The sequence below is a fragment of the Corynebacterium tuberculostearicum genome, from assembly GCF_013408445.1.
GTDB lineage: Bacteria > Actinomycetota > Actinomycetes > Mycobacteriales > Mycobacteriaceae > Corynebacterium > Corynebacterium tuberculostearicum.
Window position 1 is genome coordinate 2304887 of the sequence record NZ_JACBZL010000001.1, and the last position, 26322, is coordinate 2331208.

Sequence of the window (26322 nt, forward strand, 5' to 3'; positions counted from 1 at the left end):
AAAAAGTTAACGCTCAATCGGCATTTTCACCATATTGCCCCACTCAGACCACGAACCATCGTAGACCTGCGTCTTTGTGAATCCCAAAAGATGCGTCAACACAAACCAGGTGTGTGCGGCCTGTGCGCCCACGTGGGAGTAGAGGATCGTTGCAGATTCAGGCTCCAACATTCCGTAATTAACCCTGAGCTCCTCGGCCGAGCGGAAGCAGGAGTTGGGATAGTTGGAACGGTCCCACTCGAGGTTGATGGCACCCGGGATGTGACCGTGGCGCATGGTGGTGCCGTAGGCGGAATCGCCATTGGGATCGTGCTCGGTGGCCTCGCCCGCAAACTCCTCTGGGGAGCGGGTATCCACGAGCGCTCCTTCGGACTCGCGCACCTGGTCTACGAAGGCACGCAGGACGGAATCATCGCGGCTTACCTCGGGGTATTCGGATTCGGGGAAGTCCGGCACCATGAAAGAGGTATCGCGTTCCTCGGCCATCCAGGCATTGCGGCCACCATCGAGCAGGCGAACATCCTTGTGGCCAAAGAGGGTAAATACCCACAGGGCGTAGGCGGCCCACCAGTTGGACTTATCGCCATAAAGGACAATCGTATCGTCGGCATTAATGCCCTTGTCCCGCATCAAGGCAGTGAACTCTTTGCCATCGATGAAATCGCGAGTAAGTGGGCTCAATAGTTCCGTGCGGAAGTTGATACGGGTGGCGGTGGGGATATGGCCAATGTCATAGAGGAGCGAGTCTTCATCGACCTCAATGACGCGCAGGCCCTTGATGCCTAGGCGTGCGGACAGCCACGGTGCAGACACGAGGCGCTCGGGGTGTGCGTATTCCTGAAATGGGGGATAGGGATCAACGTCAGCCACTGTCCGCCTGCCTTTCCTATAAGGGTTAGTAATTTGCTCCCACCACTTTAACCCGAATTTTCCCGTGGTGATCACCCGGGGATCATTCCTGTGGTGTGCGATACAGGGCTCGGCCGGGAAATAGGGGCGCCGGCCGACGGGGTTAGGCGGAGGGGGCAGTTGGCCGCGCGGGGGAGGAAAAGCTGGGATAAACTTGGGATATGGTGCGAAAACGTGCTATGAACACCACCTAAGAAGGGAACTGCTAGTGCACAAGGCAATCGTTGTATTTGAGGTAGAGGGCGGCTCCGATAAAGGCGCAGATGGTCACCGTAAGGACACCATGCCGATCGTCAACGCGATCAAGGAACAAGGCTGGGATGCGGAGGTCATCTACTTCCACCCAGACAAGGCAGAGGAAATCTACGCCCAGGTTTCTGAAAACTTTGATGCTTATATCTCTCGCGTGAACCCAGGCAATATCCCCGGTGGCGAAAAGGGCTACTTCCAAATGCTCACCAAGCTGGCAGACGCCGGCCTGGTAGGCATGTCCACTCCGGCGGACATGATGGCCTACGGCGCCAAAGATGCACTGGTCAAGCTCAATGACACCCCGCTGGTGCCGGACGATACCGCCGCGTACTACGAGGTAGAAGAGCTGCACAATACTTTCCCCACCTCGCTGTCTTATGGCGAGCGCGTACTCAAGCAGAACCGCGGTTCCACCGGTGAGGGCATCTGGCGCGTGCGCCTTGCGGACCAGGAGCTTGCCCAGTCCGTAGAACCGGGCACCGCCCTCCCGCTCGACACCGCCCTGAAGTGCACCGAGGCAGTAGACAATCAGACCCATGACTACAAGCTGGGCACCTTCATGGACTTCTGTGACCAGTACATTGAGGGCGATAACGGCATGCTGGTGGACATGCGTTTTATGCCGCGCATTGTGGAAGGTGAAATCCGCATTCTCCTCGTGGGCGATGAGCCGGTATTCATCGTGCACAAGAAGCCAGCGGAAGGCGGCGACAACTTCTCTGCCACGCTCTTCTCCGGCGCAAAGTACACCTACGATAAGCCGGAGTCTTGGCCGGAGTTGCTCGAGATGTTCGAGAAGGCTCGCCCCGTTATCGCAGAAAAGCTCGGCGATACCAAGGACGTTCCGCTGATTTGGACCGCGGACTTCATGCTTGACGATGCCCCGGATGGCACCGACACCTATGTCCTCGGCGAGATCAACTGTTCCTGTGTTGGCTTCACTTCCGAGCTAGACATGGGCATCCAAGAAAAGGTTGCCGCCGAGGCGATTCGTCGCGTTCAGGACGCGAACGCCTAGCGCACGCTGTATTCTGCCAAGTGGCCCCACGGGTGACCGTGGGGCCTTTTCCTACCATCCCCTAAAGCATTTTCTAAGGACCAGATTATGGCTGATAATGATTTCAACTCCGACGGGTTCCCGAAGGATTTTTCTCCGCGCGATTTTTCCGAGACCCCGCAGCACAGCGCCGAGGACGCGGCGAAAAGCGCTGGGGTCACCGGCGCCTCCGAGGTGAAGGAGACCAAGGAATTCGGCTCTACCGATGCCAAGGAGACGAAGCCTTTCAGCCACACCGAGAAGCCTGGTAAGTCTGGAAATTCGAGTGACCTTTCCTCCCCGAAGCCGAGCGCGGAGGGCAACTCCTCTGACTTCTGGGCCTCTTCGAAGTCCTCCACCCCAAGCGAGGGCGCTGCTTCCCGTGCGCATAATCCATTTACGGATTCGGCGTCGTCGGACGCTGCTGCGAACGGCAACCAATTCGGTTCCGCCCAGTCCGCTAGCGATCAGCCGGTTTTCGGCGGCTATACCCAGCAGCAGGGCACGAGCCAGGGATTCGGACAGTTCCCGCAAGCAGGCGATGCTCCTGCCGATTCCGGCCAGACTCTCGGTGATAAGAAGAGCCAGATGAGTGACACTCTCAAGGGCTTGGGCAAGAAGGACGGCCTTTTGGGCGGACTATTTGAGTTCGAGTTCAAGCACTTCCTGACCCTCACCCACGTGAAGGAAATCTACAAGGTTGCCATGATTCTTGGCGGTATCATGTGGATCCTTCACCTTCTCGGTGCCTTCTTTTTCGCCACCGGCATGGGCATTTATGGCATTCAGGAAGATTCCGCGTCCGCCATCTTCGGAAGCATCTTTGCGTTCATCTTCCTGGCGGTACTGAGCACTGTCATCTACTACGCAATCATGGTTGCCATCAGGCTATTTCTGGAAGCCATGGTGGCGAACGTGCGCATTGCGCAAAACACCGGCGACATCCTGGACAAGATGGACTAGCACCGTCATGAGCTGATTGCTCAATTAAGCGAGCAACGACGAGCGCCCCAGCGAAATTCCGCTGGGGCGCATTGTAGTGCAGGCCCAGGCGATTAAATGCCGGCCTAAAAGTTAGTCGTAGGTGCCAAGCTGGTAGCTGGGAAGGTCAACCCACATTTTGTTGAATTCCTCGACTTCACCAGACACCGGTTCAAGGGAATCGCCCTGTGCCCGCAGGCGCACGGTGTGGTGGGCGGTAATACCCTCTGCGGTGGTGCGGCTGCGTTCTCCCCACGTGAAATCGACCTCGTTGTCTGAGACTGGGGTGATGCTCTCTACCTTGTGGAAGATGGACATGTCCTTGGCCGGGGCGCCATTGACGTAGAAGGCTATGCCATCAGTAATCGAGGCGCCGGTGCCTGCCGGGCCGTTTAAATCGCCCATTGAGCCGCGGAAGATGATCCAGCTAATCGTGGCGCACGGGTCATAGGAGTTATCGATATCGGCGATCCAGTAATTGAAATCGCTGCCGTCATCAGCGGGCATGCGCCCAGGGGCCGTGCCAGAGGCGTAGACCTTGCGCGGATCGTTGGGGAGCTCCGTGCACTCGCTGTCCTTGGCCTTATCCTGCTGCTGCGTGGTTTCCTCCTCGCCCCCGTCGGTGGACTCGGACGGGGAGGGTGCTGCAGCGGAATCCGCATCCTCCCCGCCGGAGGATTCATCCTCGGCAGGTGCTTGGCTGGAAAAGACCGGCTCTGGGGAGGAAGAAGAATCCTCCTGAGCACCGCAGGCGCTTAGCGCGAGCGGCAGGGTAGTAGCAAGCAATACGGCGGCGGAGAAGCGGCGTAGGCAGCGTGGTGTCACGGCAGGCATGCGGGAACTCCAGGATTAGTCGAGGAGGGTGGCGACGGAGTCCGGGTCGGCGTCGGAAAGCATTTGGCGAATGCGGTCATACTCGTCGTCCTCGCCGATGGCCTTGGCAGCGTGGCCGAGTGCGGCGATGGCGCGCAGGACCCCCTGGTTCGGCTCGTGGGAGAAGGGGACAGGGCCCCAACCCTTCCAACCATTACCACGCAGGCGATCGAGGCTGCGGTGGTAGCCCGTGCGCGCGTAGGCGTATGCGGTGATGAAAGCGGCTGGCTCGGCGCCCTCCTGTTGCTTGAGTTCTTGTTCTGCAAGCAGTGCCCACAGCAGCGGAGAATCCGGGTGGGCAACGATGCCGGCGGCGAGATCTGCGGTGGAGTCCGCGCCGGGATCGGCCGGCAGCTCAATGGGTTTCGGGGCAAGCATGTCTTTCATTTCCATGCCACCCCACTGTAGCGACGCCGACGCGCGGCTACCAGAAATCGGAGACGTTCAGATCAAAGGCGTAGAGCGCGCGGCGCACCACTGGCAAGGACAAACCGATAACGGAGGAAGGATCGCCTTCGATGCGGTCAATGAACCAGCCGCCCATTGCTTCCAAGGTGAAGGCACCGGCGCAGTGGAGAGGCTCGCCGGAGTGGGCATATGCTGCGATATCGGCCTCGCTGGCCTGAGCAAAGTGCACCGTGGTGGTGGACGTTTCCACATGGCGCTTATCGCCAAAGATGAGGCAGTGGCCGGTAAGCAGCTCGGCCGTGCGGCCGGCTTGCTGGTGCCAGCGCTCGATGGTGGCTTCCTCGGTATGGGGCTTGCCTTGTAGCTCGCCGTCGAGTAGCAGCATGGAATCGCCACCGATGACGGGCTCGGTGGGGTAGCGTGCGGCTACCTTTTCGGCCTTGGCGGTCGCTAGGGCCGCCACGATATCGGCCGGTGGGTGGCCCGCGAGCGAGGCTTCGAGGGAGCGCTCGTCTATATCGGCCGGCTCTAATACGGGCTCCACGCCCGCGCCGCGCAGGATAGCCGCGCGCGAGGGTGATTGGGAGGCAAGGATAAGCCGCATTAGAAGTACCGCACGGTATGGAAGGCGGAGGGGTTGTAGACGCGCTGCGCGCCAAAGCGCTCGAAACGCTCGGCTGGGTTGCCCCATTCATTGCGCTCGCCGGTAGCACCCGAGTGCTTTGCGCTCATCTGCGCTAAGACTGTGCGCAGGGCCGCGAGTTCGTCCTCGGTGGGATTGCCCTTTATTACCTTGATTTCAGGTGCAGACATGTGCCCTCCTAAACGGTTCCGTGCTTCTTCGGTACCTGGGCTACGGCCTTGCGCTCTAGCAGGCGCAGGCCCTCTACCAGGTAGTGGCGGGTTGCCGTTGGCTCGATGACATTATCGGCCAGCCCGCGCTCCGCTGCGGCATATGGGTGCAAGAAGAGCTCGTCCATCTCCTCTTCCTTGTCCTCCGAGCCATAAATCGCCAGGGAAGCTTGGGAGGCCTGGGTGACGGCAATTTCCGCGGTGGGCCATGCGTAGACCAAATCCGCGCCGAGGTCTTTGGCACCCATAAATACGTAGGCCGGGCCAATGGCCTTGCGGGTAATCACAGTGAGCTTGCCGACGCTCGCTTCAGCCTGCGCATAGGCAAACTTCGACGCCCGCCGCAGCAGGCCGGCCTTTTCTTCTTCCGGGGTAGGCACAAAGCCTGGGGAATCCACGAATTCCACGATGGGGGTGTTGAAGGCATCGCAGGTGCGCACGAAGCGCGCGGCTTTTTCTGCGGCGGCGGAATCTAGGGCGCCAGCCAGCGCTAGCGGCTGGTTGGCAACGATGCCGACGGCGCGGCCGTCGATGTAGGCAAAGCCGGTAAGGATGTTTTGTGCGGCCTCGGCGGATAATTCGAAGAAGGAGCCTTCATCGACGACAGCCTTGATGACATCACTCATGTCATAGGCCTGCGCGGCGGTATCCGGGATGACGCTATTGAGATCAAAGTCCGCGACGCTACCGGCCTCCACGCGCGGCGCCTCGGCGCGGTTATTGGCGGGGAAGTAGGCCAGAACGTCGCGCACCAGGGACAAAGCCTGCTTGTCGTCGCTGGCTACCAGGTGAGCGGTGCCGGACTCCGCGTGGGCTGCGGCGCCGCCAAAGGTCTCTGGCTCCGCGCCGGCCACGTGGCTGGCAGCCTGGTGGAGGGCGGTGCCTTGGGTGACTATGAGGACATCAGCAAACGTCGGCGCGAACGCCGCAATGCCGCTGGTATTGCCCGCGATAACGGAGATCTGCGGAATGAGGCCCGAGGCTTGGGAGACACGCGCCATGAGGCGGGCGTATCCAGCCATGGTGACGATGCCTTCTTGTACACGCGGGCCGGTGGATTCATAGATGCCGATAATGGGAACACCGGTCTTGATGGCAAGGTCATATACCTTGGTGAGTTTTTCGGCATAAACCTCACCCATCGTGCCATCGAAGATTTCGCCGTCCTGGCTAAAGACGCACACGCGGCGGCCGTCGATAGTGCCGTAGCCGGTGACCACGCCATCGGTATAGGGGCGGTCATGCTCGCGACCGAAATCGGTCGAGCGGTGGCGGGCCAGCGCATCCGTTTCTACGAAGGAGCCCTCATCGAGCAGCTGCGTCACGCGGGTGCGGGCGGCCGGCTCGCCTTCTCCCAGCGGCGCGCGGGACTCGGCGAGCTTGGCGTCCAGGTCCTCGATCTTGCCGGCGGTGGTTTTCAGGTCAGTCATAGGCCCCCACATTACTAGCGCACCCCGGTCAATGCGGAATGGAACGCTGCGGGGACGCGGTGCGGAAAATGATTGGGTGGCAAATGCCACCACAGTGTGGGCGGTGCATAAAACCTGGGAATTCCTTGGGTGACACTAGGCCAAAGGGCCCTAATCTGGGGGTGGTTCCCACTGTAAACATTTAACGGTGCTGGGCAGGTGAGTGCCCATTATTGCACCTCAAGGTGGATAAAAGCATTAGAAAGATTTTCATTCAACTATTGATGTGTGCCCCGTAAGCCCTTATGATTGCCTGAGTCTTCATGAATGTTTCCCCTGATTTTTAACGATCTATTAAGGACGGTCTTCTGGTGATTAAAAAGGGACTGCGTTTGCTCGCACCGCTCGCCGTAGCGGCTCTCTTCACGCCAGTGGCACACGCGGGAGATGTTCCCCCGATGCCGCAGGCATATCCCATTTCCAACCTCTACAAGAGCTGCAGTGCCGCCGGCGATAATGCAGAGCGCGAATGGCGCTTTGCAGAAACCGGCCGCCGCTACATGAGTGACGGCACCCTGCAGTTTAAAAACACCACCAACCAAGAAGTGCCCTACACCGCCGAGGTAGAAACTGGTACCAATCACGAGATTGAAGCCAATTCCAAGGCCAAGCTGCCTTCCGGTTGGGACACCACCGCTAAGTCCGATATCGGTCTGAAGATGACCAACGGCTGGCGCGATAAAGAAACCTTCGGCCCAGTGAAGCTGAAGCCGGGTGAGTCCTTCCGCGTCGAGTACGGCGTGATTGAAAAGGACTTCATCTCCATGTTCGTAGGCTGCAACGATGACCGCTTGGAAAATATCCCAGGCTCTAACGTCATCCGCGGTAAGGGCCCGGCCGAGCGCTACGCCTTTGCCTACATCATCAAGGCGGACGGCTCCGTGTCCGACCTGGCCATGGAAATTCCCTCCCGTTCCCCGGGTGCAAACTCCAAGCCGATCGAGGGTAACTACACCTCTGTATCCGGCCCGAGCCTAGAGAAGATCGCCGATCCGAAGAAGGATGAGATCATGCAGCCTTCTGCGGATCTGCAGCGCGATCCCTCCTGGCCTAAGGAAGGCGATAAGTGTGAAGCCAGCGATAGCTCCTGGTACCCGCTGGACATCACCGCTGTAAAGCCGACCTACCGCAAGGCTGGTTACTCCACGGACTTCCTCAACTGGTCCAAGGGTGACTACGAGTTTGCACCGGTAACTGACTTCGTCGTTGGCGCCGAGCACGCCCCATACACCAACTGGCAGGGCAACCGCGGCGATATTCCGAAGGGCTGGCTGGAGTCCGTCGGTGCCGTAAAGCGCGCCTACATGCCGGTCGGCACCGAGCTTAAGCACGTCGACCTCAAGCCAGGCGAGCGCGTGCGTGTGGAGTATGGCACCACCATGACCCGCATCAACTACCGCGAGATTCACTGCGGCAAGAGCGGAAACTACGACCTCACCTCTAACTACAAGCAGACCTCCGCCCCGAGCGGCTTCTGGGCCGAGGCCAAGATCACCGATAAGGCCGGCAATACCCGCACCGAGGACGTCACTCCGGACGACTTCCGTGACCTGCCGGTTTCCACCCAAACCATCTACTAAACCCCACCACACCTACACAAGGAGAAAGTTCCATGTTCAAGTCCAAGATTGCTTCTACCACCGCGGCTCTTGCCGTTGCTTCCGGCCTCATCTTCGCTCCGGCCGCTAACGCCCTGCCGCAGCGCGACCTCGGCCCGGCCAACCCGACCACCATCGGTGAGCGTTGCTCCAACCCGGGCGACACCGGCCAGACCGTTGACATCAAGCGCACCTACTTCGATGGCTCCGCCGGTTCCTGGACCGTGTCCAACTACAACGATGAGCCGCTGCCCGTTACCCGTTCTATCAAGGAAACCAAAACCAAGACCTGGAATGTTTCCGCCGGCGTTGACTTCAAGCTGATGGACCTCATCAACTTCACCTTCTCCTCCAGCTACACCGATAGCCAGTCCTACGAGGTAGGCGAGCAGGTTGGTCCGTACAACATCGCTCCGGGCAAGACCGCCGTCCTGCGCGCCGGCTGGGTTGTCTCTGACTTCGAGGGCCAGAAGACCGTGTGCGGCTCCGACCACAAGTGGCAGGCCAACGGCGGCACCTTCACCGCCACCCTGCCGAAGGAGCGCCACATCGAGGTCTCCACCCGCGATAACAACGATTGGGGCTAAACGTGAGCAAGACGTCCATCGCTAGCGCCCTCGCGGCGCTGAGCCTGGTGGCCGCTCCTGTTGCCCACGCCGCTGATTTCGGTGGGGACTTTGAGCTGCCCCAGCGCTGGAACGACGACTACAAGCCAGGCACGCATTGCTCGACGCCAGGTGAAAACGGCACCTACGTCACCGCAAAGCGCCGCTGGTTCAAGCAGACCGACGCTACTAGCGTGGCAAACCGCAACGCCGAGGAAGTACCGGTCAAGCACACTGTTACCCAGGCTCGCACGCAGACCATCGAGGTCTCCGGATCCGTTGAGGGCACCGGCGAGCTGGCCAAGGTGCTGACCAAGACCTATGGCTTCAACTACGTCAGCGAGCAGCACTGGAAGCTAAACCAGGTGGTTGGCCCGTACACCTTGCCTGCGAACTCGCAGGGCAAGCTGGTATGGGGCTTTACCATGCTCGACACTGACGGTCAGGACGTGCGCTGCAACTCCGACCAGCAGTGGGAAGCCCAGGGCAAGCCGTATTCGGCTTCTGTGCCAGAAGCGCGCTACTCCGAGCTGCGCCTCGAAGACGCGCCTGAGTGGAACTAGGCCACCACAACTATTAAGCGCCCTGTCGGCCCATAAGGACCGACAGGGCGCTTTTCTCTGTGGGTTGCGCAGTGCGCCAGTAGGAGAGGAGGCTGCAGCTGCGCGCTCAGGCTTAGGCTGGCAGCCAGGCGTAGCCGTACGGCCCGAGCTCTACTGGGCCCAGGTCGATGGAGCGATCGCTGAAGTTGTGCAGGCACAGCAGATCGCCGCGTTGATAGCCAAGGACGGCTTCCTCGCCCGTCTCGACCGGCTCGCACGGAGCGGTGCCGAGATCCGGATGGGCATGGCGCTCGGCAATCATGGAGCGAACGGTGTTGAGCAACGAGGTGGCGTCATCAAGCTGGGCGGCCACGGAGGTACCTCCCACAATCGGAAGGCGGGAAGGTGCTTTGGTGCTGAAACCAGAGTGCTCGGAATCGTCCCACTGCATTGGGGTGCGCACCGCATAGCGGTCTGGGAGCGTGGTGTCATCGAGCATGCCAATCTCATCGCCGTAGTAGATAAACGGTGCGCCCGGCAGGGTCATCAGCAGCGAGAACATGAGCTCCACCTTGCGGCGATCACCGTTCATCAGCGGCATCAGCCGGCGGGCAATGCCCACATGGGCGCGCATTTCATCATCGGGGAGGAAAGCCTCATACATTAGCTCGCGCACGTCATCGTCCACCATCTCCAGGGTGAGCTCATCGTGGTTGCGCAGGAAGGTACCCCATTGGCAGCCATCCGGCAGGGCGGGTAGTTCGTCGAGGATGGAGTAGACCGGGGTGGCGTCGGCAAGCGCCAATGCTTGGTACAACCGCGGCATAACCGGGAAGTTGAAGACCATGTGGAAGCGCTCACCCTTGCCATAGAACTGCATGGTCTCGGCCGGAGGCTGGTTGGCCTCCGCGATGAGCACCGCGTCCGGGTAGTGGGTGTCCATGAAGGAGCGAATCTTCTCCACAAACTCAATTGTTTCCGGCAGGGACTCGCCACCCAGACCATCGCGTTCAAAGAGGTAAGCAATAGCATCAAGGCGCAGGCCGTCCAACCCCTTGTCCATCCAGAAGGACAAGATCTTGAACACCTCCTCCTGCACGGCCGGGTTATCGTAGTTCAAATCCGGCTGGTGGGAGTAGAAGCGGTGGAAGTAGTACTGGCCGCGCTGGTCATCCCAGGTCCAATTGGAGGTTTCCACGTCGGTGAAAATGACACGGATTTCGGGGTAGCGCTCTGGATCATCGCCCCACACATAGAAATCGCCATAGGGACCGGTGGGATCGGTGCGGGAGGCCTGGAACCACGGGTGGTCGGAGCTGGTGTGATTGAGCGCCAAATCCGTCATAATGCGCATGCCGCGGCCGTGCAGCTGCGCAATGAGCTCTTCAAAGTCTTCCATCGTGCCGTAATCCGGATGGATGGAGTAGTAGTCCGCGATATCGTAGCCATCATCGCGCAAGGGGCTGGCATAAAACGGCGAGAGCCACAGGCAGTCCACGCCGAGCCACTGCAAGTAATCCAGCTTATCGATGACCCCACGCAGCGTGCCTACCTCCTTATCCCCATCGGCCTTAAACGAGCCGACGAGCGCCTGATAGAAGACGGCATTGTGGTACCAGCTCATGAGAGGTCCTTTCTTTTCGCCCGCCAGGTCAGATAGGTAAGGAGACACAGGGCACCGGCAAGAAGGCCGGGCCAGAGGGCGGGGGAGTCGTGGAAGAGATTGAGTACAGCTTGAATAACCGCGAGGACGCTAAAGAAACCGAGGAAACCTAAGGCGGTATCCCACAGCATGGCCCGGCGCATTAGGCCTTGACACCGCCCGCGGTCAGTCCGGCGACGATGCGGTGCTGGAAGATGAGCACCATGATGACCAATGGAATGGTCACCAACGCGCCGGCGGCCATGGTGGCGGCATAGGGGTACTCGAAAGCAGACGGGCCGGAAAATCGTGCGATGGCTACGGTCACCGGCTCGGTATCGGTGGTAGAGAGCTGCTTGGCCAGCATGAACTCATTCCAGGTGGTGATAAAGGCGATGATCGCGGTGGTAAATAGCGCCGGCGCCGCCAGAGGGAGGAGGATGAGGCGGAAAGCCTGGGAGCGCGAGGCACCATCCACCCGGGCTGCTTCTTCTAGTTCCCAAGGCAGCTGGCGGAAGAAGCTCAGCAGTGTATAAACCGTCAGCGGAAGCGCAAAGGAAATATTGGGGATGATCATTGCGCGGTAGGTGCCAATCCATTCCAGGTTGCCAAAGAGCTGGAACAGTGGCGTGACCAAGGCAATGGCCGGGAACATGGAGGCAGCCAGAATAATGCCGGTCACGATTCCTTTCCCCGGGAAGTCATAGCGGGAGAGTGCATAGGCGGTAAAGACGCCGATGAGCACGGCCACAGCGGTGGTAACCAGGGAGATAAGTAGCGAGTTTCCCAGCGCGGCCAGGAAGTCATTTCCCTTGTCGGTAGCCAAGGCATCGCGGAAATTATCCAGCGTGACGTGGGTGGGCCACGGGGTGGTATCGAAGGTGAATCGCTGATCCCGCAGCGCTGTCACCAGCATCCAGTAAAAGGGCGCGAGACCCCAGAACATGATGAAGACGATGCCGGCGTAGTGTCCGAATTTACGCATTATTTAGCTGCCTTCCTGCCGGAGACATCCGCGCCAAGGAAGCGGATGAGGATAAAGGCGACGACGAAGATAAGAAGGAAAATAAGGGTGGAAAGCGCGGAGGCGGAGTTGAAATTACCTTGGCGCATATCCTCTACCACCAGCTGGGAGATGGTCGCGGTGGGGGAGTTGGAGGAGCTAGAAATCATGATGACCGGAAGGTCATACATGCGCAGCGCGTCCAAGGTGCGGAAGAGTACGGCCACCATGAGCGCCGGGCGCACTAGCGGGAGGGTGATGCGGAAGAAAGTCTGGATACGGTTAGCACCATCCACGCGGGCGGCATCGTAAACGTCCTTGGGAATCATCTGCAGGCCGGCCAGGATGAGCAGCGCCATGAATGGTGCTGTCTTCCATACGTCCGCGATGATGACGGCCAAGCGGGCGTAGAACGGGTCCGTGGTCCACGCGATCTGTGCACCGAGCAACGAGTTGACGATGCCCTCTGGGGCAAACATGAACTGCCAAAGCTTAGCCGTGACGGCCGTAGGAATGGCCCAAGGAATGAGCACCGCCGCACGGACTAGGCCGCGGCCGCGGTACTCACCATTCATAATGAGCGCCATCAGCATGCCCAGGATGGTCTCCAGCAGCACGGTAACGATGGTGAAAAAGAGCGTAATCTTTACCGCCGGCCAAAAATCCGTGGCGATAACGCCCGGCGGGCAGGTAGAAATCTGACCAGTGCCGGAAACGCACCGGTTATTAATCCAGTACAGGTAATTTTCCAGCCCGGCAAAGCCGCCCTCCTCAAAAAGCCCCGTTTGCGGGTTGAGCTGCCTATTGCCTTGGAAGGACAGGACAATGGCGCGGATGATGGGGTAGCCGATGATGACGGCGAGCACGATGAGCGCCGGAGCAATCAGCCCGGCCACGCGTCCATAATTCTTGCGCTGGGGCTTCGGCGCGCTTGCCGACGCCCCCTTCGGCGCCCCCTTGGACGCAGTCGGCGAAGCTATAGCCACGCTGGACCGCCTTTCTGTTCAAGAAATGCTAAGTATTGGCTAGATTCTATCCCCATTAGGGGAGTGAAAACCACAAAGGGTGAGGCGGCGGGGTGTCCGCCTACCTCACCCGGATTGGGCGTTTAGCCCTGGGAAGCCGATTCGATGGCTGCCTTCATATCGGCGGTGGCATCATCCACCGACTTGCCATCCGTCAATGCAGCGTAGGCATTGTCTTGGATGGCCTTAGAAATTGCCGAGTAGAACGGGGAAACTGGGCGCGGTGCCGCATTCTCCAGAGATTCCTTGAGTGCCGGCAGGTACGGGAATTCCTGCTGCAGCTGTGGGTCATCGTAGATGGAAGCCAAGACCGGCGGGAAGGACTGCTCCGCAAAGGACTTCTGGTTGTCCTCGTTGATGATGAACTTCATAAAGTCGAGCGCGGTGCCCTTATTCTTGGAGTTGATATTGATGCCGTTGTTATAGCCGCCCAGTGTGGACACCCCTACGCCGTCCTTGCCCAGCGGGGCCTGAACCTCGACGTCAACGCCGGCATCAACCGCGTTGGAGTACATATATGGCCAGTTCATGGCGAAGGCGGTCTTGCCCTCAGTAAAGGCCATATTGGTTTCTTCCTCGGTAGCGGCGGTGGAGTCCTTGGAAATGGTCTCCTCCTTGTAGGCATCCACCATGGCCTGCAGGCCGTCCTTGGCCTCCTTGGAATCCACGGTCACGTTGCCGTCCTTATCCAAGACGGAGCCGCCCCAGCCTTCCATAAAGTCAGCGGTGTTGAGTGCCAAGCCCTCGTACTGCTTGAACTGGGTGGTCAGGCAGTCCTTGCCCTTGTCCAGTGCCTCGCACGCGGACTTAAGATCCGCAAACTTCTCTGGTGCCTTATCTGCGAGCTCGGTATTGCGGAAAAGTAGCTGTCCGTTAGTGTTTTGCGGCAGCGCGTAGAGCACATCGTTATAGGTGGCAGACTCCACGGTCGCCGGCAAGAGCTCATCCGTATCGGTTTCAAAGTCACCATTGAGCGGCTGGAGCCACTGGTTGGCGGCGAACTCCGCGGTCCACACTACGTCGAGGGCCATGACATCGTAGTCATCGCTGCCTGCCTGCAGGGACTGCACCAGGGTTTCGCGCTGGGCGTCGGCCTCGCCGGCCAGCTCCTTGAGCGTGACCTTCTCGTCTGGGTGCTGCTCGTTCCACTTCTCGATGATGGGGGTCACCTTGTCCGTGTCATTTTTGCCCATGGCAAAGGTGATGGGGCCGCGCGCATCCGCGCCGCCCTCAGAGGAACCGCCCGCCGCGGAATCGGAGGAGGAAGAAGAGCAGCCGGCCAGTGCCAAGACTGCGGTAGTCGCAACGGTGGTGCGAAGCAGGAATTTCTTCATGGAATTCACCTTTCGGAAAACTTTCGGTTCTTTAAACCTAAAATACGGAAACCAAAAGGTGGATAATTTTGGCCTATTTAACTCTAAACGGGGGTAGAAAAGGGGCTGTGGGTGGCGGGGGCGCGTACCTGCGTCCCCGAGCCCAGCGTTCTCCGCGGCTTAGCCTCCGCTAGAACTAGTCCTGCGCGATGCGGCGGCCCGTTTCCGGATCAAAGCGGTGCGCCTCGCGCGGGTTGAAGGTCAGCACTACCTCCTCGCCGCGCTGCGGTGGGGTACCTTCGGCACGGGCGACCAGGCGATTTTCGCCCACGGTGACGTAGACAAAAGACTCCGCGCCCAGCTCTTCCACGATGTCTACGACGCCCTGGAAGCCCACTGGGCCCTTATTGATGAACATCTTTTCCGGGCGCACGCCCACGCGGGAGCCGTTGTAATCAAAGATATTCATCGCCGGCGAGCCGATGAAACCGGCGACGAATTCGTTCGCGGGGGCGTCGTAAAGCTCGCGCGGCGGGGCTACCTGCTGCAGCTCGCCGTCCTTGAGGACCGCCACGCGGTCGCCCATGGTCATAGCCTCCACCTGGTCGTGGGTGACATACACGGTCGTCGTGCCCAGGCGCTGCTGCAAGCTGGCCAGCTCCGCACGGGTTTGCACGCGCAACTTGGCATCCAGGTTGGACAGCGGCTCGTCCATGAGGAAGGCCTTCGGCTCGCGGACAATGGCCCGGCCCATGGCCACGCGCTGGCGCTGACCGCCGGACAGATCCTTGGGCTTGCGCTTGAGATACTCGGTCAGGCCGAGCGTTTCCGCCGCCTCGTGCACCTTGGCCTTGATCTCGGCCTTGGGGAGCTTCGCCAGCTTCAGGGCAAAGCCCATGTTTTCCTCCACCGTCAGGTGCGGGTAGAGGGCATAGTTCTGGAAGACCATGGCGATATCGCGATCGCCTGGCTCCAGGTTGGTCACGTCCTTGCCATCGATGGTGATGCGGCCGCTGGAGGTAGGTTCCAGGCCCGCCAGTGCGCGTAGCGTCGTAGACTTGCCGCAGCCCGATGGACCAACGAGGACTAGGAATTCGCCGTCCGCGATATCGAGGTCCAAGTCTTTTACCGTGGGCGCGCTCGCGCCGGGGTAGGTGATGTTGACCTTTTCAAAAGTGACCTTTGCCATGCGCAACACACTAGCACCATTGGAGGCCGGTATCCTTGAAGCTTATGACTGCACTTGATTTGGAACGCATTCGCACTGCGCTGGCAGACGATTTCACCACCATCGATTTCGTGGAAAAGACCGGCTCCACCAATACCGATTTGATGCAGGCCACCAACGTTGCGGATGGCACCGTGCTGCTTGCCGACGAACAACTTTCCGGCAAGGGCCGCCTCGGCCGCACTTGGACCGCGCCGGCCGGCTCCCAGGTCATCTTCTCCGTGCTCTTGCTGCCGGAATCCCTCGAGCACCTGGGCACCCTGCCGCTGGCCGCGGGCCTCGCGGTGACCGATTCGATCGAGGGCACCGTGCTGAAGTGGCCGAACGACGTGCATATCGACGGCAATAAGCTGTGCGGCATCCTCGCCGAGGCCGGTCCCGTGGGCCAAGCCTTCAAGGCCGCGCCAAAGACCGAGCTCACCAAGGTGGAGGTAGGCAAGGCCGAAGTCAACAAGGCGGAGGTTAATAAGGCCGAAGTAAATAAGGCAGTAGGTGGCGCCGCACCATCTGCGCGCGTCGTCGTGGGCATGGGCATCAATGTCACCCTGACTCGTGAGGACCTACCGATTGAAAAGGCCACCTCGCTCGCACTCGAAGGCCGCGATACGGACCGCACCGAGCTGGCCATTACCGTGCTGAAGAACCTGCGCCGTCGCATCGTGCAGTGGGAGAACCAAGATCCGCAGCTCTTGCGTGACTACCGTGCGGTCTGCTCCTCGCTCGGCCAGGAGGTACGCTTAGAGACCCCGTCCGGCGATGTCACCGGGCACGTTGATGAAATCGGCGAAGACGGCCGCATCATGGTCGCCGGCGAGTACTATTCCGCAGGTGATGTCACGCACCTGCGCCCACAGCAGTAAATCACCACAGTAGACACGCGAGGTAGCATCCATAGCTATGGGACTAATGAAGATGGGCCAAGGTGAGGTCAAGCGCGCGGATGTCTCCGCGCCGTTTCGCGCGCTGATTTTCCCCTTCCTCGAGCTCATCCTCATCACCGGCCTGCTGTGGATTGCTATCGGCTGGTGCGATGTCCAAGCAGTAGACCCGATGCTGCGCAATGGCCTCGTCGCGGTATGGGCGCTGCTGGGAATCTGGCGCTTTCTCATTCCTCTTTATAAGGCCCGCCGGAAGCGCTTCATCGTGACTAATAGGCGCGTCATCGCGCGCGAGGGCCGTAATATTGATTCGATTCCGCTGCAGGATATCCGCGGCGCCCGCAAGCGCCGGGGCGGGGTATCCCTAGCGATTCACGGCTGGGACCGAGCCATGTATTTTCCCAACGTGGCCAGGCCCAAGCGCGTGGCTGAGATTATTAACGATCGCCCTTGGTTTTAACCTCCGTGGTGTGCAGCTGGCTATCCAGATCCTCGGGAGAGAGGTTGGCCCGGCTGAATTCTTGCGTCAGCGGCAGGCGCAGTTCTAGGTCGGAGGCGGGGCAGAGCTCAACCGTTGCCTCATCCACTACGTAGTCCAGCACGTGGCCACCGGAGGTGCGGGCGGCGTCGATAAAGTGCACGTGGCAGCCCGGTACCGAGATTCCCTTTTCATAAACGGGGGTGCGGAAGCCGCCGATGACGCCCTCGACGTCCTTAAAATGCAGCTCCTTATCGCCGCCCACGGCTTCTGACATTGGCGGGTAGGGCTTTTCTTGTTTGACCACCGTGCGGGTGGTGACCTCTTTGAACGTGCCCAGGATGCGCACCGCGTACATGTAGTTAGCGGAAGGCTCGAGCTTATCGATGAACGCGGAGAGCTGATCGCGGCGCAGGCCCGCGGGGGCGTCGGCAGTAATGCGCGGGACAAAGTTCGTGGCCACCGCGTAGGGGGTGCGCTGGTCCAAGTCTGCAATCTGCGCGGAGCCATCGCCACGCAGCTGGTAGCAGGTGCCATCCAAAATGATCATCTCTCCGTCGAGGCCATCAAAGGTGCCGAGGCCAAAATTGCCTTTACCTAGCAGTTCCGAAATGGTCATTTCGCCGTCATAAATGCCGTCCAGCAAAGCGGACATGAGGGAATTTTGGAAGATGGTATGACGAGTGAACATAGTATCCAGGCTAGTATTGGGGGACGTGAGTGACTTAAAGCCTATTGTAACTGTTTGTGGCGACGGCCAGCTGGCTCGCATGATGCAGCCGGCCGCCGCGGAACTCGATGTTCACCTGCGGATTCTGGCCAGCAAGCCGGATTCCTCCGCCGCGCAGGTCACCCCGGACGTGGTGCTGGGGGATTACACCTCCTTGGAGGAGCTGCGCGGTGTGGCAGAGGGCGCGGATGCCATTACCTTCGAGCATGAGCATGTGCCCAACGAGCACTCCGCCGCGCTTATCGACGCCGGATTTAACGTCCAGCCCCAGCCCACCGCCCTCATTTATGCGCAAGATAAGCTCAAGATGCGCGAAAAGCTCGCCGCGCTGGGCGCTCCCGTGCCGCGCTTTGCCGCCATCGACTCGGTGGCCGATGCCCGCGCCTTTTTCGACGCCGTCGATGGCCGCGTGTGCCTCAAGGCCCGCCGCGGTGGTTATGACGGCAAGGGCGTATGGTTCCCCACCGCCGATAATTGCTTTGAGCTGGTCTCCGAGCTGCTCGAGGCCGGAACCCCGCTGATGGCAGAGGAAAAGGTGGAACTTACCCGCGAGCTTTCCATCTTGGTCGCCCGCCGTCCTTCCGGCGAGGCCAAGGTGTGGCCGATTACCCAATCCCGCCAGGAAAACGGCATCTGCGCCGAGGCCATCGCTCCCGCCCCTGGCCTTACACCGGAACTTTCCCAGCGCGCCTCCGAGCTGGGCCTGTCCATCGCCGAGTCCCTCGGCGTGACCGGCGTGCTGGCCGTCGAACTCTTTGCTTTCGACGGCCCCGAAGGCGAGGACATCTCCGTCAACGAACTGGCCATGCGCCCGCATAACACCGGCCACTGGACCCAGGATGGCTGCGTGACCTCCCAATTTGAGCAGCACCTGCGCGCCGTGCTCGACCTCCCCTTGGGCGCAGTCGACGCGCTTGCACCTGTCACCGTGATGGCCAATGTCTTGGGTGCCGACGAAGATCCCGCCATGCCCATGCCGGAGCGCGTACGCGAGGTCATGCAGCGCTACCCGCAGGCCAAGATTCACCTCTACGGCAAGGACCACCGCCCTGGCCGCAAGATTGGCCACGTCAACGTCACCGGTGAAGATACCGACGAGACCCTGACCATCGCCCGCCAGGCCGCACACTTCCTCGTGCACGCCGAATGGGCTTAAATTCCTGCCTGTAGAAAGGACACTATGCAACCGCACGTAGGCATCATCATGGGCTCCGATTCCGATTGGCCCACTGTTGAACCCGCCGCTCAGGTCCTCGCGGACTTCGGCATCCCCTTCGAGGTCGGCGTGGTCAGCGCCCACCGCACCCCGGAAAAGATGCTGGCCTATGCCAAGGAAGCCCATACCCGCGGGTTGAAGGCGATTATCGCTTGCGCCGGCGGTGCCGCGCACCTTCCCGGCATGGTCGCCGCGGCCACGCCGCTGCCGGTCATCGGTATCCCCCGCGCACTAAAGGATCTCGATGGCCTCGACTCCCTCCTGTCCATCGTGCAGATGCCCAGCGGCGTGCCGGTAGCCACCGTCTCCATCGGCGGTGCGAAGAACGCCGGCCTGCTCGCCGCCCGCATCCTCGGCGCTGGCGACCCCGCCATCCAAGACAAGATGGTGGACTACCAAAAGCAGATGGCCGAGGAAGTCGAGCAGAAGGATAAGAACCTGCGCGACAAGCTGCTAGGAGAGTAGCTCTCCGGTCTAAGGCCAAACAAAACAAGCACGTTTTAGCCAAAACTATGTAGTTTTTCGGCAGAACGTGTTTGTTTTTGTCTCCTATTCTCTAGCGAAGTTCTCGTCGCTCTTCGCCAACATGCAAAACAAGCACGATCGGGCAAAATTTGCGGAGGAAAAGGATAAAACGTGCTTGCTTTGCATCGTTGTAGCCTGCGGCGTGAGGAAGCGTGCTTTAAGCTTTCGGGCAGGGGAATAATGCTCAAAGGGGGAAGCATGGAAGAAGTACTGGTTTCAGGCCTAAGCAGGGGAGAGCTTAATACTCATGTAGCGAATGGAAAGATAATCCGAATCGGCCGCGGGATTTATACGTGGCGGGAACCGACTCCCATGGAGGTAGCTCGCATCCTGCACAAGCGGTGGCCTGGAATCATGCTTGCAGGAAGCTCTGCGGTGCAGCTGTACTCCAAGAAGGCGATGACCTTTCCTCTGAAATTTGCCTACAAGCATGTCGTGAGTGGTTCGCAGTGGTTTGAAGCCGAGCCAATTTACGGCTAGCGCCCTTCAATTTCTTCCGTGACCTGCTCAAAAGAGAAGCGTTCGCCGGTATCGGCGGCGCGGGCTTGGCGGAGGGCTTCAGCATCTGCGGCGGCTTCGAGGCGGTCAAGGAAAGCTAGTTCCTGAGGCGAAATGATAACTGCGGCTTCCTTACCGTTGCGGGTGACAACGGTGCGGGTGCCTGCGTAGTGGGCTTGGTCAATGACCTGGCCTAAGCGGGTGCGGAGTTCGGAAAGTGGCAAAGACAATGAAAGCTCCTAATACATCAAAGTACTACTAGTACTAAGTTAGCAAAGAGTACAACTTTTTAAGAGGTCATGGACTACAACATCGCGTTGACGCGGCAGGCTAAGCGGGAGTTACAGAAAATCCATCAGGGAAACCGAAAGCAATATCAACGGATTAAGCGCGCGATCGGTGGACTGGCTAAAGACCCATATCCACCGGGATCTATCGCTTTGTCCGGCAGGAGTGGCCGAAGAATAAGGGTGGGAAATTACCGTGTGCTGTACTCCGTAGAGGAGCAAGAAGTGCTGGTGGAAGTGTTTACCGTAGGGGCACGCGGAAGCGTTTATAAGCGCTAGAAGGGGACGCCGGAGCGCAGGATGACATTGGCAAACGGCGTGGTGGAACCGGTGCGCACGACGAAGGAAGCGCGGGCGACCTCACGCTTGAGGTCGTCATGGGAGACCTCGGTAAGCGGTACTGCGGGAAGCAGGGAGCGCACCTCGGGCGGGGTGGTATCGGCGATGGTGGCGGCTTCGACCACGACCTCATTGAGGAGGGCCGCCAGGGTATCGGCAAAGGTGGGGATGCCGAAGGTCAGCGTAAGGTCGATGACGGGCACATCGTGGGGGATGGGCAGGCCGCAATCGGCGATAACGAAGGTATCGGTGTGGCCCAAGCGTGCGACGGCGCTGGTGAGAGCGGGATTGAGCAGGCCGGATTTACGCATCGGTGACCTCCGGCAGGGCGGATTCGGTGGTGGGGTAGGACGGTTGCGCGCCGTTGCCGGTGGCGGCGAAGGCGCCGACGCGGGCGGCGAAAGTGGCGGCATCGACAAGCGAGGCACCGGTGAGCAGCTGGGCGCAGAACGCACCCGCGAAGGCATCGCCGGCGCCGGTGGTATCCACGGCGGTCACGCGCGGGGTGGGGATATCTGTGCCGCCCTCCGGGGTGGCCACGTAGGCGCCGTGGGCGCCGAGGGTCAGCACGACGGACCGGAAGCCGGCCTCTACTAGGCGGTGGGCGAGCTCGCGCGGGGCGCCTTCAGACGGTAGACCGAGCTGGTCCAAGATGAGCCCGGCCTCGTGTTCATTGGCCAGCAAAGGATTGGCTTGCAGGAGCGAGTCGCGGTCGACCTTGACCACGGGCGCGAGGTTAACCACCACGCGGCCCTGGGCCGCTTCCACGGCGGCCTGGAAACCGGAAGCAGGGATCTCGCCTTGGAGGAGCACCACGTCGGCATCGGCGATGGTGGATGCACGGGAAGAGACAAAGGGGGCGTCGACAAGCGCGTTGGCGCCGGGGGAGATGACGATGGTGTTCTCGCCATCGGCCGAGACGGTGATGACAGCGAGGCCGGTGTTGGTATCGGCCTGCTCCACGGCGCTCAGATCGATGCCGGAGGTGCGCATGTAGTGCATGGCGGGCTCGGCATAGGGATCGGAGCCGACCGCGCCCACGAAGGCCACGGTAGCGCCCAGCTGTGCGGCCGCGACAGCCTGGTTAGCGCCCTTGCCCCCGGCCAAGATGTCGCCGCCAGAGCCCAGGAGGGTCTCGCCGGGCTGCGGGTGGCGCTCGGCGTGCACGATGAGATCGGCATTGATGGAACCGACGACGGTTAGCTTGCTCATTGGAAATCCTCCACATTGTCGCGGGTGACGGTGATGACCTCGACGGGGACGTTCTTCTCCGCCGCGCCACCGTGCAGGAGCGCTGCGGCTTGTTCGATGGCGCGGGCACCGAGCTCTGCGGGCTGCTGGGCGATGGTAGCTTCTAGCTTGCCATCTTTGACCGCCTTGAGGCCATCGAAGGTGCCATCAAATGCCACCACCTTGACCTCAGATCCGGCGCGCGAGCCCAACGCCTCGACCGCGCCGAGCGCCATTTCATCGTTCTCTGCAAAGATGGCCTTGATATCCGGGTTGGCCTGCAGCAAGTTGGTGGCGACGTTGAGGCCTTCCGTGCGGTCGAAATTCGCCGATTGCTTGCCGACGACCCGAATGTGCCCATACTTCGCAATCTGCTCTTCAAAGCCCTTACCGCGCTCGCGCGAGGCGGAGGTACCAGCGGTGCCCTGCAGGATGAGGATATCGCCCTTTTCCCCAATGGCTTCAGCGAGCTTATCCGCCGCTTGCGCGCCACCGGCGACGTTATCGGACGCCACCATGGAATCCAGCTCTACGCCGTTGACATCGCGATCCACGCCGATGACGGGCACGCCGTCATTTTTGATGCCGCGAACCGCTGGGGCAACGGCATCGGAATCGGTGGGGTTGACCACGACGACCTTGGCGCCCATGGAGGTGGCATTGCCCAACTGATTGACCTGTTGGGCGGGGTCATCGGAAGCGTCTTGGATGTCTAGCGGAACGCCGAGTTCCTTGGCCTTATCTTGTGCGCCGTGGCGCAGCTCGACGAAGAAGGGGTTGGTCTGCGTCGAGAGCGCTAGCGTGATGCGGTTGCGGTCTTCTTCCGAGCGATTGCAGGAGGCAAGGCCCAGCGCGAGGGCGGGGACAAGGAGGGTGGCGATGAGCTTTTTCATGGCGGGTGCTCCTTAGTTGGCCGTCTTATTGCGGATGACGTCGAAGCCGACGGCCAGCGCGATGACCAGGCCGATGACGATCTGCTGCCAAAAAGAGGAGACGTTGAGCAGGTTCAAGCCATTGCGGATGACCGCTAGCAAGATCGCGCCGACCAGTGTGCCGGTGGCCTTGCCCTGACCACCGGAGAGCGAGGCGCCGCCGATGACGACGGCCGCGATGGCATCGAGCTCATAGCCGGTGCCGGCCTGCGGCTGTGCGGATTCGAGGCGGCCGGCCATGACCATGCCGGCCCAGGCGGCGAAGAAACCGGAGAGCGCGAAGACGGCGATCTGGATGCGCTTGACCGGCAGGCCCGAGAGGCGGGCGGCCTCCAGGTTGCCGCCGATGGCATACATGGAGCGGCCGAGTACCGTGCGCTCTAGGATGAACCAGCAGATGAGCCCGGCGATAACCATCATGATGATCGGCACTGGGAAGCCTGCGATATCGCCGCCAAAGGCGTTGACGGACGGAGCGGTTTCAATCGGCGAGCCCTGGGAGATGACCAGGGTGAGGCCACGGGCGATGGACATCATGGCTAGCGTCGCGATGAAGGAGGGGATCTTGCCCCACGCGGTGGCCATGCCGCAGATGGCGCCGGCCAACGCACCTACGATCAGGCCGAGAAGCAGGGTGAGCCAGCCAGGCAGTCCCGCTGTGGAGAACATATAGGCAGAGACCATGGCGCCGAGCGCGGCGACCGAGCCCACCGAGAGGTCGATGCCGGCGGTGACGATGACAAAGGTCATGCCGAAGGCCAAGATGGCTACCGTGGCGGCCTGGATGCCGATATTGAGCAGGTTCGCCACGGTAAGGAAGTACGGCGTAGCGATAAACAGCGCGATGCACAGGGCAATGAGGCCGACGAGCGCGCCATTATTCATGGCCCAGTTAACTACTCGATTCTTGGTCATGCTTCATCCTTGGGGTTAGTGCCGGCAGGCGCGGCAGCAGAGGCAGAGGTAGAAGAGGTCACATTGGATACGGCAAAGGCCATGACCTCGTCTTGGGTGGAGTCCTTAGGGAGCTGGCCGGCGAGTTGGCCGCCGGACATGACGAGGATGCGGTCGGACATGCCGAGCACCTCGGGCAGATCGGAGGAGGCCATGAGAACGGCGCCCCCGGCAGCGGTGACCTCATTGATGATGTTGTAAATCTCCACCTTGGCGCCGACGTCGACGCCGCGGGTGGGCTCATCGAGGAGGAGGACCTTGGAACCGGCCAGTACCCAGCGGCCAAAGACCGCCTTTTGTTGGTTGCCGCCGGATAGGTTCCGGATGGGTTGGGAGAGATCGGCCATGCGGATGCGCAGCTTCTCCGCTACGTCGCTGGCGCGACGGCGTTGGCCGCTGCGGTCTGCCAGCCCCGCCTTAGCGGTGGGGTAGAGGGTGGCGAATCCGAGGTTATCGCCCACCGAGGCGTCCAGAACTAGTGCTTGGGATTTGCGGTCTTCGGGGATATGGCCCACGCCGGCACGGATGGCGGCGCGAATATCGCCGCTGCGCAGCTGGGTGCCGCCAACGCGAATGGTGCCGGAATCGTATGGGTCAGCGCCCGCGATGGCGCGAATGATTTCGGTGCGGCCGGCGCCCACGAGCCCGGCGAGGCCAACGACTTCGCCGGCATGGACGGTGAAGGTGACGTCGTGAAAGGCGCCGTCGGCAGTCAGCTCGGAGACCTCCAACAGGGCCTCGCCGCGCTCGGGAGGAACCTCGCGCGGGTATTGGTTTTCAATCTCGCGGCCGACCATGAGGCGCACCAGCTCGTCTTCGTCCGTATCGGCTGGGACCTCGGCGATGAAAGAGCCATCGCGCAGCACGCTAATGGTTTCTGCAATGCGCGCCAGCTCCTCCAGGTGGTGGCTGATAAAGACCATGGCCACGCCCTTGGCCTTGAGTTCCTCGAGCACGGCAAAGAGTGCATCAACCTCCTTGCCGGTGAGCGCGGCCGTGGGCTCATCCAAGATGAGGATGCGCGCGTTCATGGACAGCGCCTTGGCGATTTCTACGAGCTGCTGTTTGGCCACACCCAGCTCACCCACCGGCATGTCTAGGTCCACGTCCAAGCCAATAAGGTGCAGTGCCGCTTGGGCTTGTGCCTTGAGGTGCTTGCGATTGACCAATCCAAAGCGGCGTGGGGTGCGCCCAAGCATGATGTTCTCGGCCACGGACATGGTGGGCACAAGGTTGAGCTCTTGGTGGATGGTGGCGATTCCCAGCGCCTCAGAGGCCTTGGTATCTGGGATCTTCACCTCTGTGCCATCTACCAGGATGCGGCCGGAATCTGGTTCGTGCACTCCGGCAATCATCTTGATGAGGGTGGACTTGCCGGCGCCATTTTCACCCAACAAGGCCTGCACCTGGCCGCGGCGGACGGTGAGGTCTACCCCCTTAATGACCTCCACCGGGCCGAAGGATTTGGTGACATTGTCCAGGCGCAACACGCAGTCACTCATGGCGTGGCTCCATCGAGTTGGTGGGCGGTGGACATGCGCGGGATGTAGCGGGTTTCTAGCACCTCGCCTTCCGGTTGGTGCTTTTCATTGATGGCCGCGATGAGCTTGGCCGTGGCGGTCTCGCCCATTCTGGCAACATCCTGGTCCACCACTGAGATAGGGGAGGGTTGGAAGCGCAGGTAGATGAAGTCATCGAAGCCGACGAGCGCGATTTCTTCTCCGATGCGCTTGCCCGCATTATGGCAGGCCTCCAGCGCGCCGGCCGTCATCATGGAATCGCCGGCAATGAGCGCGGTGACGCCTTCTTGTAGGAGTGCGAGGGCTCCTTTATAGCCCTCGCGGTGGCGGTAGCTGCCGTGGTGGATATGGGTAGGCATGCCGCGGGTGGCGGCCTTGAAGGCTTGGAGGCGCTGGCGGCCGGTGGAGGTTTCCTGCGGCCCGGAAAGGTAGCCGATGTGCGTGTGCCCCTTCTCTTTGAGCTGTTCCACGGCTTGTTTCATGCCCGAGTGGGGGTCTGATAGCACTGCGGGAATCTGGCCCAGGGTGCGGTCAATGAGCACGAGCGGGCGGTAGGCGCGCGCCTGCTCCAGCGCTTCTTCGGCGCCTTCGAGAGGCACTGCGATAATGCCGTCTACCTGGCGTTCCATCAGGGCATCGAGGGACTTGACTAGACGCTGCGGATCCTCGCCGCAACTGGTAATCATCGTGGCGAGTCCCTGCTTATCGGCGGCTTCTTCAATGGCTGCGGCCATTGCGGCGAAGTAGGCATTATCTAGGCTGGGGATGACCAAGCCGATGGCGTTAGATCGGGAGCTGCGCAATGCTCGGGCCTGGGCATTGGGCCTATAGTTGAGCTTGATGGCCGTGTCCTTGACGCGTTGGCGCGTGGACTCCGAGATGGCTGGGTTCCCCGAGAGCGAACGGGACGCGGTGGAAATGGATACTCCAGCAGCAGCGGCCACGTCCTTGAGGGTGGTTCCGGCCATGCTGTCCTCCTTGGTTTGGGCGTGTGAGCCG

The 26322-nt window shown here is 60.8% G+C and carries 31 protein-coding genes; 11 read left to right on the plus strand and 20 right to left on the minus strand.

Annotated elements, in window-relative coordinates; genetic code table 11:
• Positions 1 to 6: 6 nt before the first annotated feature.
• A complete protein-coding gene (locus BJ985_RS10915) occupies positions 7 to 870 on the minus strand; it encodes a sulfurtransferase (RefSeq protein ID WP_179387453.1) in 864 nt (287 codons plus the stop codon).
• A gap of 247 nt (positions 871 to 1117) precedes the next feature.
• Between BJ985_RS10915 and BJ985_RS10920 the strand changes: the two genes are divergently transcribed.
• Both BJ985_RS10920 and BJ985_RS10925 read left to right on the plus strand, forming a co-directional pair.
• Positions 1118 to 2179, plus strand: a complete 1062-nt coding sequence (locus BJ985_RS10920) for a Cj0069 family protein (protein WP_179387454.1) — start codon at positions 1118 to 1120, stop codon at positions 2177 to 2179.
• Positions 2180 to 2266: 87 nt separating this feature from the next.
• Complete coding sequence (locus BJ985_RS10925) at positions 2267 to 3160, plus strand: DUF4282 domain-containing protein (RefSeq protein WP_179387455.1); 894 nt, start codon at positions 2267 to 2269, stop codon at positions 3158 to 3160.
• Positions 3161 to 3271: 111 nt separating this feature from the next.
• Here the strand turns inward: BJ985_RS10925 and BJ985_RS10930 are convergent, their stop codons facing one another.
• Genes BJ985_RS10930 through BJ985_RS10950 form a run of 5 tightly spaced genes read right to left on the minus strand, consistent with a single transcriptional unit; the run spans position 3272 to position 6741 of the window.
• Entirely contained in the window at positions 3272 to 4012 is a 741-nt protein-coding gene (locus BJ985_RS10930) for a hypothetical protein (RefSeq protein ID WP_179387456.1), read from the minus strand.
• A gap of 15 nt (positions 4013 to 4027) precedes the next feature.
• Positions 4028 to 4444 (minus strand): DUF3151 domain-containing protein, encoded by a 417-nt coding sequence (locus BJ985_RS10935; protein ID WP_179387457.1) that lies wholly within the window; start codon positions 4442 to 4444, stop codon positions 4028 to 4030.
• A 31-nt stretch (positions 4445 to 4475) separates the two neighbouring features.
• On the minus strand, positions 4476 to 5063 hold the full coding sequence (locus tag BJ985_RS10940; protein ID WP_179387458.1) for a Maf family protein: 588 nt from the start codon (positions 5061 to 5063) through the stop codon (positions 4476 to 4478).
• Complete coding sequence (locus BJ985_RS10945; RefSeq protein WP_179387459.1) at positions 5063 to 5272, minus strand: acyl-CoA carboxylase subunit epsilon; 210 nt, start codon at positions 5270 to 5272, stop codon at positions 5063 to 5065. Before BJ985_RS10945 ends, BJ985_RS10940 begins: the two co-directional genes overlap by 1 nt.
• An 8-nt stretch (positions 5273 to 5280) precedes the next feature.
• Positions 5281 to 6741: an acyl-CoA carboxylase subunit beta gene (locus BJ985_RS10950; RefSeq protein ID WP_179387460.1), complete on the minus strand. Its 1461-nt coding sequence runs from the start codon at positions 6739 to 6741 to the stop codon at positions 5281 to 5283.
• A gap of 350 nt (positions 6742 to 7091) precedes the next feature.
• On the opposite strand from BJ985_RS10950, the gene BJ985_RS10955 reads away from it, so the two are divergent.
• From BJ985_RS10955 to BJ985_RS10965, 3 genes are read left to right on the plus strand one after another with little or no spacing between them, the layout of a single operon-like run.
• Positions 7092 to 8360 (plus strand): hypothetical protein, encoded by a 1269-nt coding sequence (locus BJ985_RS10955; RefSeq protein WP_179387461.1) that lies wholly within the window; start codon positions 7092 to 7094, stop codon positions 8358 to 8360.
• A 32-nt stretch (positions 8361 to 8392) separates the two neighbouring features.
• Entirely contained in the window at positions 8393 to 8965 is a 573-nt protein-coding gene (locus BJ985_RS10960; protein ID WP_005322542.1) for a hypothetical protein, read from the plus strand.
• 2 nt (positions 8966 to 8967) lie between these two features.
• Complete coding sequence (locus BJ985_RS10965; protein WP_005326721.1) at positions 8968 to 9546, plus strand: hypothetical protein; 579 nt, start codon at positions 8968 to 8970, stop codon at positions 9544 to 9546.
• A 112-nt stretch (positions 9547 to 9658) separates the two neighbouring features.
• On the opposite strand, the gene BJ985_RS10970 is transcribed toward BJ985_RS10965, so the two are convergent.
• The 6 genes from BJ985_RS10970 to BJ985_RS10990 form a co-directional block, all read right to left on the minus strand.
• Positions 9659 to 11149: an alpha-amylase family protein gene (locus BJ985_RS10970; protein WP_179387462.1), complete on the minus strand. Its 1491-nt coding sequence runs from the start codon at positions 11147 to 11149 to the stop codon at positions 9659 to 9661.
• Positions 11146 to 11331: a hypothetical protein gene (locus tag BJ985_RS11800; RefSeq protein WP_236587053.1), complete on the minus strand. Its 186-nt coding sequence runs from the start codon at positions 11329 to 11331 to the stop codon at positions 11146 to 11148. The genes BJ985_RS10970 and BJ985_RS11800 overlap by 4 nt, the downstream gene beginning before the upstream one ends.
• The gene (locus tag BJ985_RS10975; RefSeq protein ID WP_005322533.1) at positions 11331 to 12152 is read right to left on the minus strand and encodes a carbohydrate ABC transporter permease; all 822 of its coding nucleotides are present in this window, start codon (positions 12150 to 12152) and stop codon (positions 11331 to 11333) included. Before BJ985_RS10975 ends, BJ985_RS11800 begins: the two co-directional genes overlap by 1 nt.
• Positions 12152 to 13156: a carbohydrate ABC transporter permease gene (locus tag BJ985_RS10980; RefSeq protein ID WP_373366778.1), complete on the minus strand. Its 1005-nt coding sequence runs from the start codon at positions 13154 to 13156 to the stop codon at positions 12152 to 12154. The genes BJ985_RS10975 and BJ985_RS10980 overlap by 1 nt, the downstream gene beginning before the upstream one ends.
• Before the next feature lie 122 nt (positions 13157 to 13278).
• Entirely contained in the window at positions 13279 to 14529 is a 1251-nt protein-coding gene (locus tag BJ985_RS10985; protein ID WP_179387463.1) for an ABC transporter substrate-binding protein, read from the minus strand.
• A gap of 175 nt (positions 14530 to 14704) precedes the next feature.
• On the minus strand, positions 14705 to 15697 hold the full coding sequence (locus tag BJ985_RS10990; protein ID WP_040424855.1) for an ABC transporter ATP-binding protein: 993 nt from the start codon (positions 15695 to 15697) through the stop codon (positions 14705 to 14707).
• 44 nt (positions 15698 to 15741) lie between these two features.
• On the opposite strand from BJ985_RS10990, the gene BJ985_RS10995 reads away from it, so the two are divergent.
• Positions 15742 to 16596 carry a biotin--[acetyl-CoA-carboxylase] ligase gene (locus BJ985_RS10995; RefSeq protein ID WP_179387464.1) on the plus strand — a complete coding sequence of 285 codons (855 nt, stop codon included), beginning with the start codon at positions 15742 to 15744 and terminating at the stop codon, positions 16594 to 16596.
• 37 nt (positions 16597 to 16633) lie between these two features.
• The gene (locus tag BJ985_RS11000) at positions 16634 to 17074 is read left to right on the plus strand and encodes a hypothetical protein (protein WP_179387465.1); all 441 of its coding nucleotides are present in this window, start codon (positions 16634 to 16636) and stop codon (positions 17072 to 17074) included.
• Here BJ985_RS11000 and budA read toward each other — a convergent pair.
• Positions 17052 to 17783, minus strand: coding sequence for an acetolactate decarboxylase (gene budA, locus BJ985_RS11005; protein ID WP_179387466.1), 732 nt, complete (start codon positions 17781 to 17783; stop codon positions 17052 to 17054). The genes BJ985_RS11000 and budA overlap by 23 nt on opposite strands.
• 79 nt (positions 17784 to 17862) lie before the next feature.
• Between budA and BJ985_RS11010 the strand changes: the two genes are divergently transcribed.
• From BJ985_RS11010 to BJ985_RS11020, 3 genes are all read left to right on the plus strand, one after another.
• Entirely contained in the window at positions 17863 to 18978 is a 1116-nt protein-coding gene (locus BJ985_RS11010; RefSeq protein WP_236587147.1) for a 5-(carboxyamino)imidazole ribonucleotide synthase, read from the plus strand.
• A gap of 24 nt (positions 18979 to 19002) precedes the next feature.
• A complete protein-coding gene (gene purE, locus BJ985_RS11015) occupies positions 19003 to 19503 on the plus strand; it encodes a 5-(carboxyamino)imidazole ribonucleotide mutase (RefSeq protein WP_005322524.1) in 501 nt (166 codons plus the stop codon).
• Positions 19504 to 19761: 258 nt separating this feature from the next.
• Positions 19762 to 20043 (plus strand): type IV toxin-antitoxin system AbiEi family antitoxin domain-containing protein, encoded by a 282-nt coding sequence (locus BJ985_RS11020; RefSeq protein ID WP_156794294.1) that lies wholly within the window; start codon positions 19762 to 19764, stop codon positions 20041 to 20043.
• Here the strand turns inward: BJ985_RS11020 and BJ985_RS11025 are convergent.
• Positions 20040 to 20291: a type II toxin-antitoxin system Phd/YefM family antitoxin gene (locus BJ985_RS11025; protein ID WP_040424847.1), complete on the minus strand. Its 252-nt coding sequence runs from the start codon at positions 20289 to 20291 to the stop codon at positions 20040 to 20042. The two genes, BJ985_RS11020 and BJ985_RS11025, sit on opposite strands and share 4 nt — an antisense overlap.
• A gap of 69 nt (positions 20292 to 20360) precedes the next feature.
• Between BJ985_RS11025 and BJ985_RS11030 the strand changes: the two genes are divergently transcribed.
• Complete coding sequence (locus BJ985_RS11030) at positions 20361 to 20627, plus strand: type II toxin-antitoxin system RelE family toxin (RefSeq protein ID WP_034667840.1); 267 nt, start codon at positions 20361 to 20363, stop codon at positions 20625 to 20627.
• Here BJ985_RS11030 and rbsD read toward each other — a convergent pair.
• The 6 genes from rbsD to BJ985_RS11060 are packed head-to-tail and all read right to left on the minus strand — an operon-like array spanning position 20624 to position 26291.
• Positions 20624 to 20998, minus strand: coding sequence for a D-ribose pyranase (gene rbsD / locus BJ985_RS11035; RefSeq protein ID WP_179387468.1), 375 nt, complete (start codon positions 20996 to 20998; stop codon positions 20624 to 20626). The genes BJ985_RS11030 and rbsD overlap by 4 nt on opposite strands.
• Positions 20991 to 21899 (minus strand): ribokinase, encoded by a 909-nt coding sequence (locus tag BJ985_RS11040; protein WP_179387469.1) that lies wholly within the window; start codon positions 21897 to 21899, stop codon positions 20991 to 20993. Before BJ985_RS11040 ends, rbsD begins: the two co-directional genes overlap by 8 nt.
• Positions 21896 to 22810 carry a substrate-binding domain-containing protein gene (locus BJ985_RS11045; RefSeq protein WP_179387470.1) on the minus strand — a complete coding sequence of 305 codons (915 nt, stop codon included), beginning with the start codon at positions 22808 to 22810 and terminating at the stop codon, positions 21896 to 21898. Before BJ985_RS11045 ends, BJ985_RS11040 begins: the two co-directional genes overlap by 4 nt.
• Before the next feature lie 12 nt (positions 22811 to 22822).
• Complete coding sequence (locus BJ985_RS11050) at positions 22823 to 23764, minus strand: ABC transporter permease (protein WP_150851164.1); 942 nt, start codon at positions 23762 to 23764, stop codon at positions 22823 to 22825.
• Positions 23761 to 25305, minus strand: a complete 1545-nt coding sequence (locus BJ985_RS11055) for a sugar ABC transporter ATP-binding protein (protein ID WP_179387471.1) — start codon at positions 25303 to 25305, stop codon at positions 23761 to 23763. Before BJ985_RS11055 ends, BJ985_RS11050 begins: the two co-directional genes overlap by 4 nt.
• Positions 25302 to 26291, minus strand: coding sequence for a LacI family DNA-binding transcriptional regulator (locus BJ985_RS11060; protein WP_040424845.1), 990 nt, complete (start codon positions 26289 to 26291; stop codon positions 25302 to 25304). Before BJ985_RS11060 ends, BJ985_RS11055 begins: the two co-directional genes overlap by 4 nt.
• Positions 26292 to 26322 lie beyond the last annotated feature (31 nt).